Here is a 15690-nt window from a genome sequence, read left to right as displayed (position 1 = left end):
TCACGGGAGGGCAAGTCAGCGGAAAAATTGTTGGTAACAAAACGGTGATCAGGGACGGCGAAGGACAAGCAGAAGCAGGCGCGTATTAAATCCAGATGCGGCGGCGAGGCGCATTGATAGCACTTGAAAGAAACAGAAATAAGGAACCTAAGCGATGAAAGTGTCAGAAAAAATTCTAGGTGTAACCCTTGCGACCACCATACTTGCGGGTGCGGCTTTCGCCACGGGCGACCGCAGTGAGCGCTTTAAAGAGGCCGATACAAACAGTAATGGCGTCGTCACACATGACGAGATGCTGTCGGCAGTGAAAGTGAAATTCGACCAATTCGACAAGGATGGTGATGGCTACCTTACGCTGAGCGAACTTCCAAAGGAAATGCCGGTGCCCGAGGGCATGGAAAAGCGCATGGAGAAACATTTGGAGCGGATGGCCAAACGCGCCGAAAAGGCGGGTCGTGACTTTGATGAGGATCAGTTCGAAGGTCGTTACAAGCCGACGCGTATGCGGTTTATCGTCAAACTTGACCGCGATAATGACGAGCGCGTTTCACTTGAGGAATTTTCTTCCCGTGCGGTGCATATGTTCAAGCGTGCCGATGAAAACGGCGATGGCGAAGTTACCAGAACCGAGATGGAAGACGCCGGAAAACATCGTCATTTTGGCAAGAAGGGTGGCTGGCACGACCGTGGTGGCAAACACCGCTAAGACCTGAGGTCCCAAGCCGGGAGAGCCGTTGGTCCTAAAGAGCCTTTTAATGGCTTCTCTCCGGACGACCGTGTTTCGTGTCAAGAGTGTGCGTCGGTCCCTTCATTTTTCAGGTGGAGACGGGGCGGCGCACACTTTCATTCTGGCCACAATCAAAACCTATATCATCGCGTAAGATAAACTGCGTGTCAGAGACCCTTGCCCTTTTCGGGGGTGAGCGTTAGGGTGCGCGATATTTTTGCACCGAGAGAGGCTCCCGCCATGCTTAAAGGCTCTATTCCCGCGTTGATCACGCCGTTCACAGATGAAGGCGAGGTCGACTATGACGGCTTCCAGAAATTTGTGGACTGGCAGGTCAAGGAAGGCTCGCATGGTCTGGTGCCTGTGGGCACAACGGGCGAAAGCCCGACCCTGAGCCATGAGGAACATCGCAAGGTGGTGGAATTATGCGTGGAAGCCGCCGATGGGCGCGTGCCTGTGGTAGCAGGGGCTGGTTCAAACAACACCCGCGAGGCGATCAGCCTGATCCAGCACGCCGAGAAGGTGGGTGCTGACGCGGCGCTTGTGGTGACACCATACTATAACAAGCCAAGCCAGGCTGGCCTTTATGCCCATTTCAAGGCGGTGCATGACGCCAGCAGCTTGCCGATTGTGATTTATAATATCCCGGGGCGTTCGGTCGTCGATATGGCAACCGGCACGATGGCGGAGCTTTTTGAGCTGCCGCGCATCATCGGCGTGAAAGACGCGACGGGCGACCTTGATCGTGTTGCGAGCCAACGTGCTGCCATGGGGCCTGATTTTATCCAGCTTTCGGGCGAAGACGCCACAGCGCTTGGTTTTATGGCCATGGGCGGCCAGGGCTGTATTTCTGTCAGTGCCAATGTGGCGCCGAGGTTGTGCAGCGAATTTCAGGAAGCCTGCATGGTGGGCGACTTCAAGAAAGCGCTCGGCCTTCAGGATCGCCTGCTCGGGTTGCATCGTTGCATGTTCATGGAGCCAAGCCCGGCCCCGGCCAAATTTGCGGGTTCGCTTATTGGCATCTGCGAGGATCATGTTCGCCTGCCGCTTCTCGCCGCCAGCGACACCGCGCGTTCCATCATTGCCTCCAATATCAATGATCTTGGTTTGAGCCCTGTTGATCTGGGATAAATCATGGCGGGCAAAAACAAAAACAGGGATAAGAATAATAAGCTGCCTAACCGTGTCGCGGCGGATAACCGCAAGGCGCGGCACCTGTTTCATATTGAAGATGAATATGAGGCCGGTATCTCGTTACAGGGTACGGAGGTGAAGTCCCTGCGCTCGGGTGAGGCCAATATCCGCGAGAGTTATGCCGAAGAGAAGGATGGAGAGCTATGGCTGGTGAACGCCTACATTCCGGAATTTTCCCACGGCAATCGCTTTAACCACGAGCCGCGTCGCCCACGTAAGCTTTTGATGCACAAGCGAGAAATTTCCAAACTGGGCGGCCTTATCCAGCGCCAAGGCTATACCCTTGTGCCGCTGCGGGTCTATTTCAATGACCAGGGCAGAGCAAAGGTTCTTATCGGTTTGGGTAAGGGTAAAAACGTGCGCGACAAACGAGAGGACGTCAAGCAGCGTGACTGGGACCGCCAGAAGGCCCGCTTGATGAAGGATTTGGGCTAGGCTGCCTTTCAACCGTCCTGAGGGGGGATGCTGACAAGAAAACGTACCGGGCTATCGGGCCCGCCAGCAACCACTTCGTTTCTGCCGGTTCGCAACTTCGCTGTAGCATTCATCGCATATCTGCTGAGCTTTTCGCCGTTGACCAACGTGCCTTGCACGGCGCCAAGGTCGCGCACCCACAAGGCACCGTCTCGGCGCACGATTTCAAAGTGGTTGTCTGCCAGTTCGGGTACCCCCTTAAGCGGGACCCTCAAGCTGTTCGGGATGGCCACGCAGTGTCCATCCTTGCTCGCGATGTTCCCGACAGAAAAGGGGAATTCGAGTATCTCCACGAATGTCAGCAATTTGTCTGCTACCACCCGCGATAGACCCTCGATAGTTGGCTGTTTGCTCTTGAAGTGATGGGCCTTCAGTTCGGTGTTGCCCTCGATCGCTTCTTTTATGGCGTAGGAACTTCTAAGCCGGGTCGCAAGCGTATGCACAACATGGCGGACCAGAGGGTCGGCAAAACTTTTGCGGAAGGCGTCGGCGCTGATGAAAAGGGCGGTGGTTTCCCGCGAGGCTTTGGCCGTGACTGAATGGTCCTTGCGTTCGATGACGCTGACTTCGCCCAGCAGCTCCCCGCCTCCGAGCGAGGCAATATGATGGCGACCGGTCCCCTCATGGCGCCAGATTTCCACCTGTCCGTCAAGGATCATGTAAACACCGTTCGACGCGCTCTCCTGTTCGTAGATGGTGTCACCGGCGTTGAATTTGACTTGCTCGCCCATGTTCATAGCGTTTGTCATGGCAATCATTCCTTCCCGAATGAGCGGTGATTCTATCGCTTTTTTCCGGCTGCGGCAATCGGTGCCGCCATACAACCCACTCATCGGAAAGTACTTTTTTCCCGCACCTTGGTTTTAGTCGAATTTTAAGGATTTTCTGGTGAAGTGAAGTTATGCCAAGAGGCATGGAGATACACCGGTTTGGCGGGCGCGTTCCTCCCCCGAATGTTCGCCAACAAAAGCGTCTCCAATCGCGCCCAAAACAGATGAGGGCGCTACGTCGGCGTCCTCGCCGACGCAAGCGGGAACAGGCCCCCTGAGCAGTCCGCCTGAAGCTCGCGCCAAGTGTCTTGAGCCCAGATGTCTTGAGTAACGAGACCAATTCTGTTTCTAGTGAGCGCGGCGGCAACCCCAGGTTGTCGCCGTTCTTGCGTTTGGTCAGTGCTGCGCGAGCTCTTGCCGCGCGATACTCATGGCCTGCATGAACATATCTTCCGTCAACCGTCCGGTGTTCACGTTATAGCGGGAGCAATGATAGCTATCCACCAGTGTCAGGCCTTTTGGCAACGGGTGGACGGCACCGTGTGCGAATTTGTAGTCGACCAGTTTCAGGCCGAAGTTCCGTACCGCCGCATCATGGGCGACTTTGCCAAGCGCAAAAATAACCTTGAGATTCGGCAGGGCGTCGAACCGCGCCAACAGATACGGCTTGCAGTTTTGCACTTCATGTGTGGTGGGTCTGTTTTCCGGCGGCACACAGCGTACGGCGTTGGTAATGATGACATCATGCAGGGCCAGTGTATCATCCGCACGATTTTCATTTATGCCGTCCGTCCAGCCCATGGCCTCAAGGCATTTGAAGAGCAGCACACCGGAAAAGTCTCCCGTGAAGGGTCTGCCGGTTTTATTGGCGCCCTGCAGGCCGGGCGCCAAGCCAAGTATCATCAGGCGTGCGCCCAAGTCACCAAAGCTGGAGACGGCACCGTTGAAGAAGTCCGGATAGCTCTTGCGGTTTTTTTGGCGGAATTTGACAAGACGCGGGCACAGGGCGCAGTCGCGGTCGGGTTCTGGTGGCGTGATGTTAGTCTTGCTGAGGGCCATGCTGTCTTACTGCAGGAACAGAGAAAGGCGGCAACGTGCCGCCTTCAGAGGGATCGCCGGTCGGCGATTACGCATGCTCACTCTCAAGCTGTTCCTCAAACCCTGCATCAAACGGAGCAGGGGCATCGGCGCGGCGCGGGCCTCCGCCCTTGCGCCCGATAATGCCGCGCAGGTCTTCAAGGTCGACAAACTGGTCAGCCTGCCGACGGAGTTCATCCGCGATCATTGAGGGTTGGGTGGAATTGGAACTGACAACCGTGGCCCGCAGTCCCTTGCGCTGCACCGCTTCAAGAAGGCGTCGAAAATCGCCGTCACCGGAGAAAAGGACAACATGGTCAAGCGCTTCCGAGATATTCAGCATATCGACGGCAATCTCAATATCCATATTGCCCTTGATCTTGCGTCGGCCATGTTCATCGGTGAACTCTTTCACCGGTTTGGTCACAAGCGTAAAGCCGTTATAATCCAGCCAGTCGATCAGGGGTCTCAGTGGCGAATATTCCTGGTCTTCGAGGATGGCCGTATAATAAAAGGCACGGATAAGCCGGGCCTGCTTTGAGAAGTGAGCACGCAGACTTTTATAATCTATTTCCATGTCCAGGGCGCGGGCGGTGGCATAAAGGTTGGCACCGTCAATGAAGAGCGCGAGGCGTTCCTCGGGATAGAAAATCATCTCTTGGTCCAATCGTAAAATAAATAATATAACTCTGCGCGGTGTAATAAGGATTGCAGATAAAATCAGCATCTGTCCGCAGGGTTAATTAATGGTAAATATTGGGCGACCTGTCCAGCCGATCAAGGGGGCTATCAAGTAATTGTTATATGCCTGAGAAACGGAAAAAAACCGAGATTCTGCTGGCCTTTGGCGGAAATCTGCCTTCAGCAGAAGGCGCGCCATCGCGGACGATTACGGCCGCTGTCATCGCGCTGGTCAACCGTGGTTTTAAACTTAAGTCCCTGTCGGCCTTCTACCGGTCGCCCGCCGTCACGCTCGATGCACAAACCCATGCGCCTGAATACACCAATGCGGTTGCCTGCATGCGGTGTGCCTTCAGCCCCGGCGAGATACTTGCCGTAACGCAAGAAACCGAAAGGCAATTTGGTCGTGCGCCCGGCGCGCGGTGGAGCGCACGCACTCTTGATATTGATCTGCTGGCCTATGGGGACAGCGTGGTTCCATCGCGCGGTGTCTGGCACGAGTTGGTGTCCAGTGATGACCCTGCGGCGATTCTGGGTGAGCCGGTGGTGCCCCATCCACGTCTGCATCTCAGGGGCTTTGTGCTTGCCCCCCTTATGGAAATTGCACCCGACTGGCTACATCCGGTTCTGGGTGCGAATGTTCAAACTTTGGCGGAGGCTGCCCGCGCTAACGGCGCATTTGTTGGCATCGAAAAACTTGCAGTACCAGCCTCTCCGGGCGAAAAATAAGCCGATTCCCCGCTTTACAGCTTGGGGCTTGCCCTGTATAAGCGGGCGCTCGTATCGAAGGCACGGATCCTATCCCTGCCTTTTTGACTAGGAATTTGGAGATTAAAGCATGGCTCGCGTCACCGTTGAGGATTGTGTAGATAAAGTCACTAACCGATTTGACCTGGTTCTGTCGGCTGCACAGCGCTCTCGCCAGATTTCAAGCGGTGCCCCGCTTGAGGTTGAGCGTGACAACGACAAAAACGCTGTTGTTGCGCTGCGTGAAATTGCAGAAGAGAAAGTGATCGCCGACAACCTGATGGAAGCAGTCATCCACAGCATGCGCAAGGTTGTGGAATCGGACGAACCGGAAGAGGTTGATCTGTCGATCCTGATGGCCGGTATGGACGAAGGGGCAAAGAAGGAAGGCGAATAAGCCTGCCTGTTGTCTGATAAGTTTACGAGAAGCCCGGCTTAACCCGCCGGGCTTTTTGTCTTTCTGCCTCTGTTTGCACACTTCGGGCACAAGAAGCTGGATAATTTTTGCAGAACCATTATTTCTGTGAAGATGAAGTAACCGTTTGCGTAAAATAGGGATATCCCGGTGATCCGCCAGTTTGAGCTAGTAGAGACAGTCAGGGCCTACGACAAAAATATCGATGAGGCACTGCTGAATCGTGCCTATGTCTTTGCCATGAAGGCCCATGGCACGCAGACACGTGCGTCCGGTGATCCATATTTCTCCCATCCGCTTGAAGTGGCGGGCATCCTTACGGATATGAAGCTGGACTGCAACACCATCGCGACGGCACTGTTGCACGATGTGGTCGAAGACACTGTTGCCACCATTCCCGAAATTGAGGAGCTGTTTGGCCCCAAAGTGGCGGAACTGGTGGACGGGGTTACCAAGCTTTCCAAAATCGAGATGCAGACCGAAAGCCTCAGGCAGGCGGAAAACTTCCGCAAATTCCTGCTCGCCATGTCGAACGACATCCGCGTGCTGCTGGTAAAGCTTGCGGACCGACTGCACAATATGCGCACACTTTTTTACATCAAGAAGCCGGAAAAACGTCGCCGCATCGCGCTTGAGACCATCGAGATCTATTCGCCACTGGCCGAGCGTATCGGCATGCATGCGATGAAGGACGAGCTGGAACACCTGGCCTTCCAGCACCTTGACGCCGAAGCAATGGAATCGATCAACGCGCGCCTGCATTACCTGATTGAGGAAAGCCCGGATCTTGAAACGGATATGGTGGGCGCCTTGGCCAAGCTGATGGATGAACACGGTATCAAGGCGAACATCAGCGGGCGCATCAAGCGGCCTTACTCCATTTGGCGCAAGATGGAACGACAGAATATCTCTTTCGAGCAACTCTCGGACGTGATGGCGTTTCGTGTGAAAGTGGAAGATGTGGAGACATGCTACCGGGCGCTTGGGGTGGTGCACCAGCGCTATCCCATGGTGCCGGGCCGGTTCAAGGACTATATCTCCACTCCCAAGCGCAACTTTTACCGGTCGATCCACACGACGGTGATGGGACCGCAAAATCACCGGCTTGAGGTACAGATACGCACCCACAAAATGCATGAGCAGGCTGAATATGGCGTTGCCGCGCATTGGCAGTACAAGCAGCAGAACGCCGACAATGTGGAAGGCTCACAATATCGCTGGGTACGCGAGCTTCTGGAAATTTTGGAACACACCAATGATCCCGAGGAATTTCTCGAACATACCAAGCTTGAGATGTTCCAGGACAAGGTGTTCTGTTTCACCCCCAAGGGTGAGCTGATTTCATTGCCACGTGGATCGTCGACAGTTGATTTTGCCTATGCGGTCCATACGGAGGTGGGGGATCACTGTGTGGGAGCCAAGGTGAACGGCCGTATGGTACCGCTGAGGCATCAGATCGAAAATGGTGATCAGGTGCAGATTTTGACGTCAAAAGGGCAGTCTCCGTCACCGCGCTGGGAAAGTTTTGTCGCAACCGGCAAAGCGCGGGCCGCGATCCGTCGCCATGTCAAGGCCAAGGAACGGTCCGAGTATGGCCACCTCGGTAAAACACTTATCGAAAAAGCCTGCCGCCGCAACGGTCTGGATTTTTCCAGCCAGGTGATTGTGCAGGCAGCCAAAGTGCTGAACCTTGACGACGCGGATATGCTCTATGCACTGGTTGGGCAAGGCACCTTGCAGGAAGAGGAAATCCTTCGCGCCGCCTTCCCCGGCTTCAAGGAAGATGCCCGCGCCGAGGGGCTACCCACAGTACACCACGACTGGGAAGCCGTGGACGATGGCGCCATTCCGATTTCCGGCATGGCCAAGGAAGGGGCGGTACATTTCGCGGATTGCTGCCATCCCGTGCGGGGGGACCGCATTGTGGGTATCCGTGTGCCCGGCAAGGGAGCGGAGATACACACGATCGATTGTGGTGTGCTGAAGGATTATGACGACCGGCCCGACCTCTGGATCGACCTCAGGTGGGAGGAAGACGATTCCGACAACGCTTTTTATGCGGGCAGGCTCAGGCTTGAGGTGATCAATGAGCGCGGTGCACTTGCCGCCATTGCCGCAACTGTGTCAAAAAGTGGTGGTAATATTTCAAACTTGGTGATCCCCGAACGTGACCCTGAATTTTATATCATGGTCGTGGATGTGGAAGTGCGTGATGTGAAGCACCTCAATGATATCAGTCGCGCGCTTCGGGTTAGCCGGGTGATCAGTCGGGTTGACCGTGTCTCTGGCTAAAAGCGCTGCATCACGGTGATTTTTCTTGACGGATTGCGGTGCCCGCTCTATCCGCGCGGTAGGTATTTCGGCCACGTTTTCCAGCCACAGGAGCAACACCTCATGGATCAGGATATGGTTCTTAACGAATTTCGCGACGCTGAAGCACTTCTTGAAGGGCACTTCAAGCTCTCGTCCGGTTTGCACAGCACTATTTACCTGCAGTGCGCCCGCGTCCTGATGGACCCTAAACGCGCGGAGCGCCTGTGCGGCGCATTTGCTGATCAATTGCGCGCAACAGGCGTTGAGATTGACCTGGTTGTCAGCCCGGCCATGGGGGGCGTGATTGTAGGTTATGAGGTCGCGCGTCAGCTTGGCGTGAACGGAATCTTTACCGAAAGGATGGAAGGTGAGTTTGCGCTGCGCCGCGGTTTTGAAATCCCCGAGGGTGCGCGCATTCTGATGATGGAAGACGTTATTACCACCGGGCTATCGTCTCGCGAATGCATCAACACCATCACAGAGTGGGGCGGCAACGTTGTTGCAGCAGGCTGCCTGATTAACCGTTCCGGCGGCAAGGTGGATGTGGGTGCACCCATCACTGCGCTTGTAACCATTGATGCACCAACCTATGCGCCGGACGCGCTGCCGGATGCTCTCAAGGACATTCCGGCGGTAAAACCCGGCAGCCGGGGCCTGAAATCCTAGGATAGGACAACAAGAATGCTGTTCAGGCGGCGTGATGCAGTATCGGCATGGAAAACAGTGAGTGGCTGGCTTTGGCCCCGCTCAGGCTGGAGCCGTGCCGGTCAGTATCTTTGGCACCGCATAGCCCGTCTGCCGGGCACGACACACAGCATTGCCGCAGGCGTAGCTTCTGGCGTGGCTGTCTCGTTCACACCATTCCTGGGGCTTCATTTCCTGATGGGCTTTGCGCTGGCGTGGCTCACACGCGGCAACCTGCTTGCATCTGCCATCGGCACGGCGATTGGGAACCCTTGGACATTCCCTTTTATATTTGCTCTGACCGGGCAGCTGGGGGCGGTAATTCTAGGGCACAGCATTGCCGCGGATATCCCGACATGGAGTTGGGAGGCGCTCTTTGATTCTCCGCTGGTGTATGTATCTTCTTTCCTGCCGGTCGTTTTTCCGCTTATTGTAGGCGGTATGCCGGTCGCGATTGTTGTATGGCTCCTGTTCTATTTTTCGTTCAGGGCGCTCCTCAGCGGATATCGCGCTGCCCGGCAACTAAGGTTACAAGAAAAAAAGTCGCGTAAAGACCCAATATAAAAGGGGTGCGGCAATAAAAGGCAGGCTATGAGAAGGAATAAACTGCGCCTTGGCGTGAATATTGACCATGTGGCGACTATCAGGAACGCCCGTGGCATCCGGCACCCTGACCCCGTGCGTGCCGCGGGGCTTGCTGTTCGTGCGGGAGCGGACGGCATTACCGCACATCTGCGCGAGGACAGACGGCATATTTCGGACGAGGATATAGCCGCACTGTCCGATGTGCTGACGGTACCGCTGAATTTTGAAATGGCTGCGACCGATGAAATGCTTGAGATTGCCCTCCGGCACAAACCACATGCGGCATGCCTTGTACCGGAAAAACGTCAGGAGCTGACTACCGAGGGCGGCCTTGATGTCGCGGGTCAACATAACCGCCTGAAACATTATGTTGACGCGCTCAAGCGTGCCGGCATTCGGGTCAGTCTCTTTATTGATCCGTCAAACGAACAGTTGGACGCGGCGGTAGACCTGGGGGCCCCCGTGACCGAAATCCACACCGGTGCATACTGTGAACTGGTGGGCGAGCCACAACAGGAAGAGCTGGAGCGCATTCGTAAAGCAGTTCAATACGGCCATAGCAAGGGCCTTGAGATGCACGCAGGTCACGGCCTGGCGTATGAGACCGTGTCGCCGGTTGCGGCAATGCCTGAGCTGGCAGAACTGAACATCGGTCATTTCCTGATTGGTGAGGCTATCTTCCACGGGCTTGAAGCTTCCATTGCCGAAATGCGGCGCCTGATGGACGAGGCCCGGGCATGAGCGGGCTCAAGACTATTGCAGGCTACACTTTCCAGAAAGAGAGTTATCTTGAGGAAGCGCTCACCCACCCGTCGCTTTCCGGCACGCATAACTACCAACGGCTTGAGTTTCTGGGCGACCGGGTACTGGGCTTGGTGATCGCCACCTGGCTTCTGGAATCATACCCGGGCGAGGCCGAGGGCAAGCTGAACCGCCGGTTCACCGCTCTTGTGCGGCGCGAGACATTAGCGGATATGGCCTGCAAGCTGGGCCTTGCCAAGGAAATGTTGCTGACGCCCGGCGCGGAAGCCGAAGGCACACGCGATAAGGAAGCAATTCAGTCGGATATTACGGAAGCCGTGATTGGCGCCATGTATCTTGATGGCGGCTTTGAGGTGGCAAACGCCTTTATCCGCAAGCATTGGGCACCGCTGATGAAAGACGGGCCCAGTGCCTTCAAGGACTGCAAGACATTGCTACAGGAATGGTGCCAGGCGCGCGGGCTTCCGCTGCCGTATTATAAAATGGTTGAGCGCACAGGGCCCGACCATAACCCCGAATTCACCATTGCTGCATTGGTGGAAAACAAAGGCGAAGCGGTCGCAACCGGCCCCGCCAAACGCCAGGCCGAGCAAGCCGCCGCGGGCGCGCTTCTCGACAAGCTGGTAGGAGAAAGTAAATGAGTGAAAGTACCAGCGCACCGATGCGCTGCGGTTTTGTTGCAATCATCGGCGCGCCCAATGCGGGCAAGTCGACACTTGTCAATGCGCTTGTGGGTGCGAAAGTGGCAATCGTGACCCATAAGGTGCAAACCACGCGCACGCGCGTCACCGGCATCGGCATGCACGACAACACCCAGCTTGTGTTCATCGACACGCCGGGCATCTTTGCGCCCAAGCGCCGTCTTGACCGGGCGATGGTGAACGCAGCCTGGAAAGGGTCCGAGGATGCTGAAACAACCCTGTTGTTGATTGACGCAAAAAAAGGCCTGAACGAGGAAGCACGGCACATCGTCGATGGTCTCAAGGGGGCTGGGCGCCGGGCGATCCTCGCCATCAATAAGATCGATACCGTCCGCCGTGAAAAGCTTCTGGCGCTGGCGTCAGAGATGCATGAAACTGGTGTGTTTGACGAGATTTTCATGATCTCCGCGTTGACTGGCGACGGGGTGGCCGACCTTAAGGCGCATCTGGCAGCTTTGGCACCTGAGGGGCCGTTCATGTACCCAGAAGACCAGATCGCCGACGTGACACTGCGTCTCCTGGCCGCTGAAATCACGCGGGAGAAGATATACCTGCGCCTGCATGACGAACTGCCCTATGCCACCACGGTTGAAACCGAAAAATGGGAAGAGCGCAAAGACGGCAGTGTGCGGATCGAGCAGGTTATTCATGTGGAACGTGACAGCCAGAAAGGTATTGTGATTGGTAAGCAGGGTGCCATGCTCAAGCTCCTTGGCCAGATGGCGCGTGAGGACATGGAAGAAAGCTTTGAGCGCCGCGTGCACCTGTTCCTGCATGTACGTGTAACCGAACGCTGGGCCGATGACCGTACGGTCTATCAGGATATGGGCCTCGATTACGTAGACTAGGCAACCCAATGGAATGGCAGGATGAAGGTATTGTTCTCTCCGCTTCCCGCATGGGGGAAGCGGATGCCGTTCTGGAAGTGATGACCCGCGCACACGGTCGGGCGCGGGGCTTTATCAAGGGTGGCCTTGGTCGTCGCAACAGGGCTAACCTGCAGGTGGGTAACCGCCTTTCCGTCAAGTGGTATGCCCGGCTTGAGGCCAACCTCGGCCGTTTTACGGTTGAATTGATCCACAGCCCTTTGGGCCAGATGATGGGCGAGGGCGCGAGGATCAGCGCTCTGTCTGCCATTGCCACAGTGGTTGCTTCTACATTGCCCGAGCGTGAAACCCATGTGAGCGTGTTTGAAGGCCTTGAAGCCGTGATTGAGCTGCTGGAGCATTCGGAGGGCAGTGCGGTTGACTGGGGCGGCGCCCTGGTGCGGCTGGAGATGGTGATCCTGGCCGAACTTGGCTACGGGCTGGACCTCACGCGCTGCGCAGTCACAGGGGAAGCCGACGATCTTGCCTTTGTCTCCCCCAAAACCGGCAGAGCGGTCAGCATTGAGGCGGGCGGGCCATATAAGGTAAAGCTGCTTGCGCTGCCTGCGTTTCTGACATCCGGCAGGCTTTCTGACGCCAGTGCGGATGATGTGCTGAACGGCCTCATGCTTACGGGGTATTTTCTGGAGCGCAACGTCTGGACCGTACGCGGCGGCGGCCAGCCTGCGGCACGCGAGCGGTTTATGGGCTCTGTACAACGTTTGAGTGCTTGACCACCGGTCGTACATAGAGGCAAAAGAAACTGTGGATAACCACAACATCCTGTAGCCTTTTATATTCGGATTGATATAGTCAACACCATGACGACACATCCTGATTTTAGCGAAAATATCATCGAGGAACCGTTCGCGAATGCGCTGAGCGAACGTTACCTTGCCTATGCCATGTCCACCATCATGTCCCGCTCATTGCCGGACGTGCGCGATGGGCTCAAGCCCGTCCACCGTCGGCTGTTGTATGCCATGCGGCTTTTAAAGCTGGACCCCAAGACGGGTTATAAAAAATGCGCCCGCGTGGTTGGCGATGTCATCGGTAAATATCACCCGCATGGTGACCAATCCGTTTATGACGCCATGGTGCGACTGGCGCAGGATTTTGCTGTGCGTTTCCCACTTGTGGACGGGCAGGGCAACTTTGGCAACATTGACGGCGATAACGCGGCCGCCATGCGGTATACCGAAGCCCGGCTGACGGAAGTTGCCGCCGTGCTGATGGAAGGCCTTGAGGAAGACGCGGTCGATTTTCGCGAAACCTATGATGGCGAGGATTCGGAGCCGATCGTGTTTCCCGGCTGCTTCCCGAACCTGTTGGCGAATGGTTCCAGCGGGATTGCGGTTGGCATGGCGACCAATATCCCGCCGCACAATGCCGGTGAGCTGATTGACGGCCTGCAACTGCTTATCGAAGCTCGTCGTGACCCGGCCCGCGATGTGACCGTCCGCGACTTGATGGAGCGCATCCCGGGGCCCGATTTTCCCACGGGCGGCCAGGTTGTTGAGAATCGTGAGACCATTGAGCACGCTTATGAAACGGGTCGCGGTGCCATGCGGGTGCGGGCGCGGTGGGAGCGCGAGGACCTCTCGCACGGCCAGTATCAGATCGTTATCACCGAAATTCCCTATCAGGTGCAGAAGTCAAAGCTGATTGAGAAAATCGCCGAACTGATCGGCGATAAGAAGATTCCGATCCTGACCGATGTGCGCGACGAATCCACCGAAGATATCCGGGTCGTGCTTGAGCCCAAGAACCGCTCGGTGGACGAAAAAGTGTTGATGGAAAGCCTGTTCCGCATGACGGAATTGGAGACGCGTTTCTCGCTTAACATGAACGTCATCGCCTATGACGGCAGGCCGCGTGTGCTGAGCCTGAAGGAAGTGCTGGACAGTTTTCTTGATCACCAGATTGACGTCTTGCTGCGCCGCAGCCGCTACCGGCTTGAGAAGATCGAGCGGCGGCTTGAAATTCTCTCCGGTTACCTGATTGCGTATCTCAATCTTGATGAGGTTATCCGCATCATCCGTGAGGAAGACGACGCCAAGGCGTCTTTGATGAGCACCTTCAAGCTGACAGACAATCAGGCTGAAGCCATCCTGAACATGCGCCTGCGTGCTCTTAGGAAGCTTGAGGAAATGGAAATCCGCACCGAGCATTCCAAGCTTGAAGACGAAAAGTCCAAGCTGAATGCATTGATTGCATCAGATGCGCTGCAGTGGATCGCCGTGGGTGACAAGCTCTCGGAAATCAAAGAGAAATTCGGTCCCGAAACAGTTCTTGGCAAGCGCCGCACCCGCTTTGGCGATGCACCCACGGCAGAGATTGTGCCCATTGAGGCCATGATCGAAAAAGAAGCGATTACAGTTCTTTGCTCCAAGCGTGGCTGGATACGTGCGCTGAAGGGCCACGCGAAGCCCGAGGAAGAGCAAAAATACAAGGAAGGCGATGAGGAGCGTTTCCGCTTCCATGCCTATACGACCGACAAGCTCTTTTTGTTCGCGACCAATGGCAAGATGTACACGCTGGGCGCCGACAAACTGCCGGGGGGGCGCGGAAACGGTGAACCCGTGCGCCTGATGGTGGATATGGATGCCAACGACGAGATTGTGTCGTTGTTGCCGTACCAGCCGGGCGGCAAGCTGTTTGTCGCCAGTTCGCTTGGCAAGGGTTTTGTCACCGAGGCCGACCAGGCTGTGGCGATGAAGAAGGGCGGGAAACAATTGCTTAACGTCAAGGGTGATACCGTTGCCACACACTGTGTGGCAGTTGACGGGGACAGCGTTGCTGTCATTGGTGACAATCGTAAGCTGTTGGTATTTGCGCTTGAGGAGGTTCCAACCCTCGCCCGCGGCCAGGGTGTTGCGCTCCAGCGTTATAAGGATGGCGGTATGGCTGATGTAACCATTTTCCACAAGGAAGAAGGCTTGACCTGGCCGATGGGCGGCAACTCAGATCGTTGGCGTACGGAGGCGGATCTCGCACCTTGGACAGGCAAACGCGGTAATGCCGGGCGCCTGCCGCCGATGGGCTTCCCGCGTAGCAACAAGTTTAGCGGGTAACGCTTTGTAGAGGATAGAGAAAAGCGCTGAAGTGGGAGACCGCTTCGGCGCTTTTTTATTAGGTTTTTTTCGGGCTATAGTTGAAGGCATTCAGTTTATTGCCATCGAGGTCGCGAAAATATCCCGCAAAAAAGCCCATGTCTTCGGGGCCACGATAGCCAGGCTCGCCCTCGCTGCTACCCCCAAGTTCTATGGCTTTATCATACAGCTTTTTCACGGTTTCCCGGTCTGGTGCCGCCAGTGCGATCATCACGCCGTTGCCAACGGTGGCCGGTTCTTTGTTATAGGGGGGTGTTACTGCAAACATGGGCGCGCCGGGGGTAACTGCCCAAGCTTTGAAGCTTTCCCAGTCCCATGAGCGCTTGGCCCCAATAATGCTGAACAGCTCGTCATAAAATGCAGCAGCCTTTTCCATGTTATTGGTGCCGATGGTTGTGTATCCGATCATCCTTATTTCCTTCCCGTCGTGTTGGTAGCGCTGATATGGTGGGTAAAGGCAGGGTTGCAACACAACAATGCTGAATGTTTGACTGTGCAAAATTGCATGAATTCATGCCAATGATCTGGAAGAAAGCCTTTGCTGGCCCCAAGCTGTGGAAAGTGTTAACGTTTTTGTGAAA

At 55.8% G+C, this 15690-nt stretch carries 17 protein-coding genes; 13 read left to right on the top strand and 4 right to left on the bottom strand.

Features of this window, described 5'->3' with window-relative positions; all coding sequences use genetic code 11:
- Nucleotides 1-154: 154 nt before the first annotated feature.
- The 3 genes from OEU85_RS05635 (at nt 155) to smpB (ending at nt 2356) form a co-directional block, all read left to right on the top strand.
- On the top strand, nt 155-706 hold the full coding sequence (locus OEU85_RS05635) for an EF-hand domain-containing protein (protein WP_262690478.1): 552 nt from the start codon (nt 155-157) through the stop codon (nt 704-706).
- 261 nt (nt 707-967) lie between these two features.
- Nucleotides 968-1858, top strand: a complete 891-nt coding sequence (gene dapA / locus OEU85_RS05630; RefSeq protein ID WP_262690477.1) for a 4-hydroxy-tetrahydrodipicolinate synthase — start codon at nt 968-970, stop codon at nt 1856-1858.
- Between the two features lie 3 nt (nt 1859-1861).
- A complete protein-coding gene (gene smpB, locus OEU85_RS05625; protein ID WP_262690476.1) occupies nt 1862-2356 on the top strand; it encodes an SsrA-binding protein SmpB in 495 nt (164 codons plus the stop codon).
- Nucleotides 2357-2364: 8 nt separating this feature from the next.
- Here the strand turns inward: smpB and OEU85_RS05620 are convergent, their stop codons facing one another.
- From OEU85_RS05620 to OEU85_RS05610, 3 genes are all read right to left on the bottom strand, one after another.
- Nucleotides 2365-3144 carry a cyclic nucleotide-binding domain-containing protein gene (locus tag OEU85_RS05620; protein ID WP_262690475.1) on the bottom strand — a complete coding sequence of 260 codons (780 nt, stop codon included), beginning with the start codon at nt 3142-3144 and terminating at the stop codon, nt 2365-2367.
- A 417-nt stretch (nt 3145-3561) separates the two neighbouring features.
- Nucleotides 3562-4224, bottom strand: coding sequence for a uracil-DNA glycosylase (locus OEU85_RS05615; RefSeq protein WP_262690474.1), 663 nt, complete (start codon nt 4222-4224; stop codon nt 3562-3564).
- A 67-nt stretch (nt 4225-4291) separates the two neighbouring features.
- Entirely contained in the window at nt 4292-4897 is a 606-nt protein-coding gene (locus OEU85_RS05610) for a LabA-like NYN domain-containing protein (RefSeq protein ID WP_262690473.1), read from the bottom strand.
- Nucleotides 4898-5046: 149 nt separating this feature from the next.
- Here OEU85_RS05610 and folK point away from each other — a divergent pair, with 149 nt between their 5' ends.
- From folK to parC, 10 genes are all read left to right on the top strand, one after another.
- Nucleotides 5047-5652: a 2-amino-4-hydroxy-6-hydroxymethyldihydropteridine diphosphokinase gene (gene folK / locus OEU85_RS05605; RefSeq protein WP_262690472.1), complete on the top strand. Its 606-nt coding sequence runs from the start codon at nt 5047-5049 to the stop codon at nt 5650-5652.
- Nucleotides 5653-5761: 109 nt separating this feature from the next.
- On the top strand, nt 5762-6067 hold the full coding sequence (gene rpoZ / locus OEU85_RS05600) for a DNA-directed RNA polymerase subunit omega (RefSeq protein ID WP_317277416.1): 306 nt from the start codon (nt 5762-5764) through the stop codon (nt 6065-6067).
- A gap of 168 nt (nt 6068-6235) precedes the next feature.
- On the top strand, nt 6236-8377 hold the full coding sequence (locus OEU85_RS05595) for a RelA/SpoT family protein (RefSeq protein ID WP_262690471.1): 2142 nt from the start codon (nt 6236-6238) through the stop codon (nt 8375-8377).
- Between the two features lie 102 nt (nt 8378-8479).
- Nucleotides 8480-9064: an orotate phosphoribosyltransferase gene (pyrE, locus tag OEU85_RS05590; RefSeq protein ID WP_262690470.1), complete on the top strand. Its 585-nt coding sequence runs from the start codon at nt 8480-8482 to the stop codon at nt 9062-9064.
- A 15-nt stretch (nt 9065-9079) separates the two neighbouring features.
- Nucleotides 9080-9646, top strand: a complete 567-nt coding sequence (locus tag OEU85_RS05585; RefSeq protein WP_262690469.1) for a DUF2062 domain-containing protein — start codon at nt 9080-9082, stop codon at nt 9644-9646.
- Nucleotides 9647-9673: 27 nt separating this feature from the next.
- On the top strand, nt 9674-10408 hold the full coding sequence (locus OEU85_RS05580) for a pyridoxine 5'-phosphate synthase (RefSeq protein ID WP_262690468.1): 735 nt from the start codon (nt 9674-9676) through the stop codon (nt 10406-10408).
- Nucleotides 10405-11070, top strand: a complete 666-nt coding sequence (gene rnc, locus OEU85_RS05575; protein ID WP_262690467.1) for a ribonuclease III — start codon at nt 10405-10407, stop codon at nt 11068-11070. The genes OEU85_RS05580 and rnc overlap by 4 nt, the downstream gene beginning before the upstream one ends.
- On the top strand, nt 11067-11978 hold the full coding sequence (gene era, locus OEU85_RS05570) for a GTPase Era (RefSeq protein ID WP_262690466.1): 912 nt from the start codon (nt 11067-11069) through the stop codon (nt 11976-11978). The genes rnc and era overlap by 4 nt, the downstream gene beginning before the upstream one ends.
- A gap of 8 nt (nt 11979-11986) precedes the next feature.
- Complete coding sequence (gene recO, locus OEU85_RS05565) at nt 11987-12730, top strand: DNA repair protein RecO (RefSeq protein ID WP_262690465.1); 744 nt, start codon at nt 11987-11989, stop codon at nt 12728-12730.
- An 87-nt stretch (nt 12731-12817) separates the two neighbouring features.
- Nucleotides 12818-15070: a DNA topoisomerase IV subunit A gene (gene parC, locus OEU85_RS05560; RefSeq protein WP_262690464.1), complete on the top strand. Its 2253-nt coding sequence runs from the start codon at nt 12818-12820 to the stop codon at nt 15068-15070.
- Between the two features lie 58 nt (nt 15071-15128).
- Here parC and OEU85_RS05555 read toward each other — a convergent pair whose 3' ends face one another.
- Nucleotides 15129-15518 (bottom strand): VOC family protein, encoded by a 390-nt coding sequence (locus tag OEU85_RS05555; protein ID WP_262690463.1) that lies wholly within the window; start codon nt 15516-15518, stop codon nt 15129-15131.
- Nucleotides 15519-15690: the final 172 nt, after the last annotated feature.

The sequence above is a fragment of the Kordiimonas aestuarii genome, assembly GCF_025574465.1.
Classification (GTDB): Bacteria; Pseudomonadota; Alphaproteobacteria; order Sphingomonadales; family Kordiimonadaceae; genus Kordiimonas; species Kordiimonas aestuarii.
The sequence above is the reverse complement of the archived record's forward strand: the minus strand, read 5'-3'. Positions and strand labels throughout refer to the sequence as shown.

Coding starts and splice junctions, on each gene's coding strand:
- OEU85_RS05635 (WP_262690478.1), top strand. CDS start 155: ATGAAAGTGTCAGAAAAAATTCTAGGTGTAACCCTTGCGACCACCATA.
- dapA (WP_262690477.1), top strand. CDS start 968: ATGCTTAAAGGCTCTATTCCCGCGTTGATCACGCCGTTCACAGATGAA.
- smpB (WP_262690476.1), top strand. CDS start 1,862: ATGGCGGGCAAAAACAAAAACAGGGATAAGAATAATAAGCTGCCTAAC.
- OEU85_RS05620 (WP_262690475.1), bottom strand. CDS start 3,144: ATGACAAACGCTATGAACATGGGCGAGCAAGTCAAATTCAACGCCGGT.
- OEU85_RS05615 (WP_262690474.1), bottom strand. CDS start 4,224: ATGGCCCTCAGCAAGACTAACATCACGCCACCAGAACCCGACCGCGAC.
- OEU85_RS05610 (WP_262690473.1), bottom strand. CDS start 4,897: ATGATTTTCTATCCCGAGGAACGCCTCGCGCTCTTCATTGACGGTGCC.
- folK (WP_262690472.1), top strand. CDS start 5,047: ATGCCTGAGAAACGGAAAAAAACCGAGATTCTGCTGGCCTTTGGCGGA.
- rpoZ (WP_317277416.1), top strand. CDS start 5,762: ATGGCTCGCGTCACCGTTGAGGATTGTGTAGATAAAGTCACTAACCGA.
- pyrE (WP_262690470.1), top strand. CDS start 8,480: ATGGATCAGGATATGGTTCTTAACGAATTTCGCGACGCTGAAGCACTT.
- OEU85_RS05585 (WP_262690469.1), top strand. CDS start 9,080: ATGCTGTTCAGGCGGCGTGATGCAGTATCGGCATGGAAAACAGTGAGT.
- OEU85_RS05580 (WP_262690468.1), top strand. CDS start 9,674: ATGAGAAGGAATAAACTGCGCCTTGGCGTGAATATTGACCATGTGGCG.
- rnc (WP_262690467.1), top strand. CDS start 10,405: ATGAGCGGGCTCAAGACTATTGCAGGCTACACTTTCCAGAAAGAGAGT.
- era (WP_262690466.1), top strand. CDS start 11,067: ATGAGTGAAAGTACCAGCGCACCGATGCGCTGCGGTTTTGTTGCAATC.
- recO (WP_262690465.1), top strand. CDS start 11,987: ATGGAATGGCAGGATGAAGGTATTGTTCTCTCCGCTTCCCGCATGGGG.
- parC (WP_262690464.1), top strand. CDS start 12,818: ATGACGACACATCCTGATTTTAGCGAAAATATCATCGAGGAACCGTTC.
- OEU85_RS05555 (WP_262690463.1), bottom strand. CDS start 15,518: ATGATCGGATACACAACCATCGGCACCAATAACATGGAAAAGGCTGCT.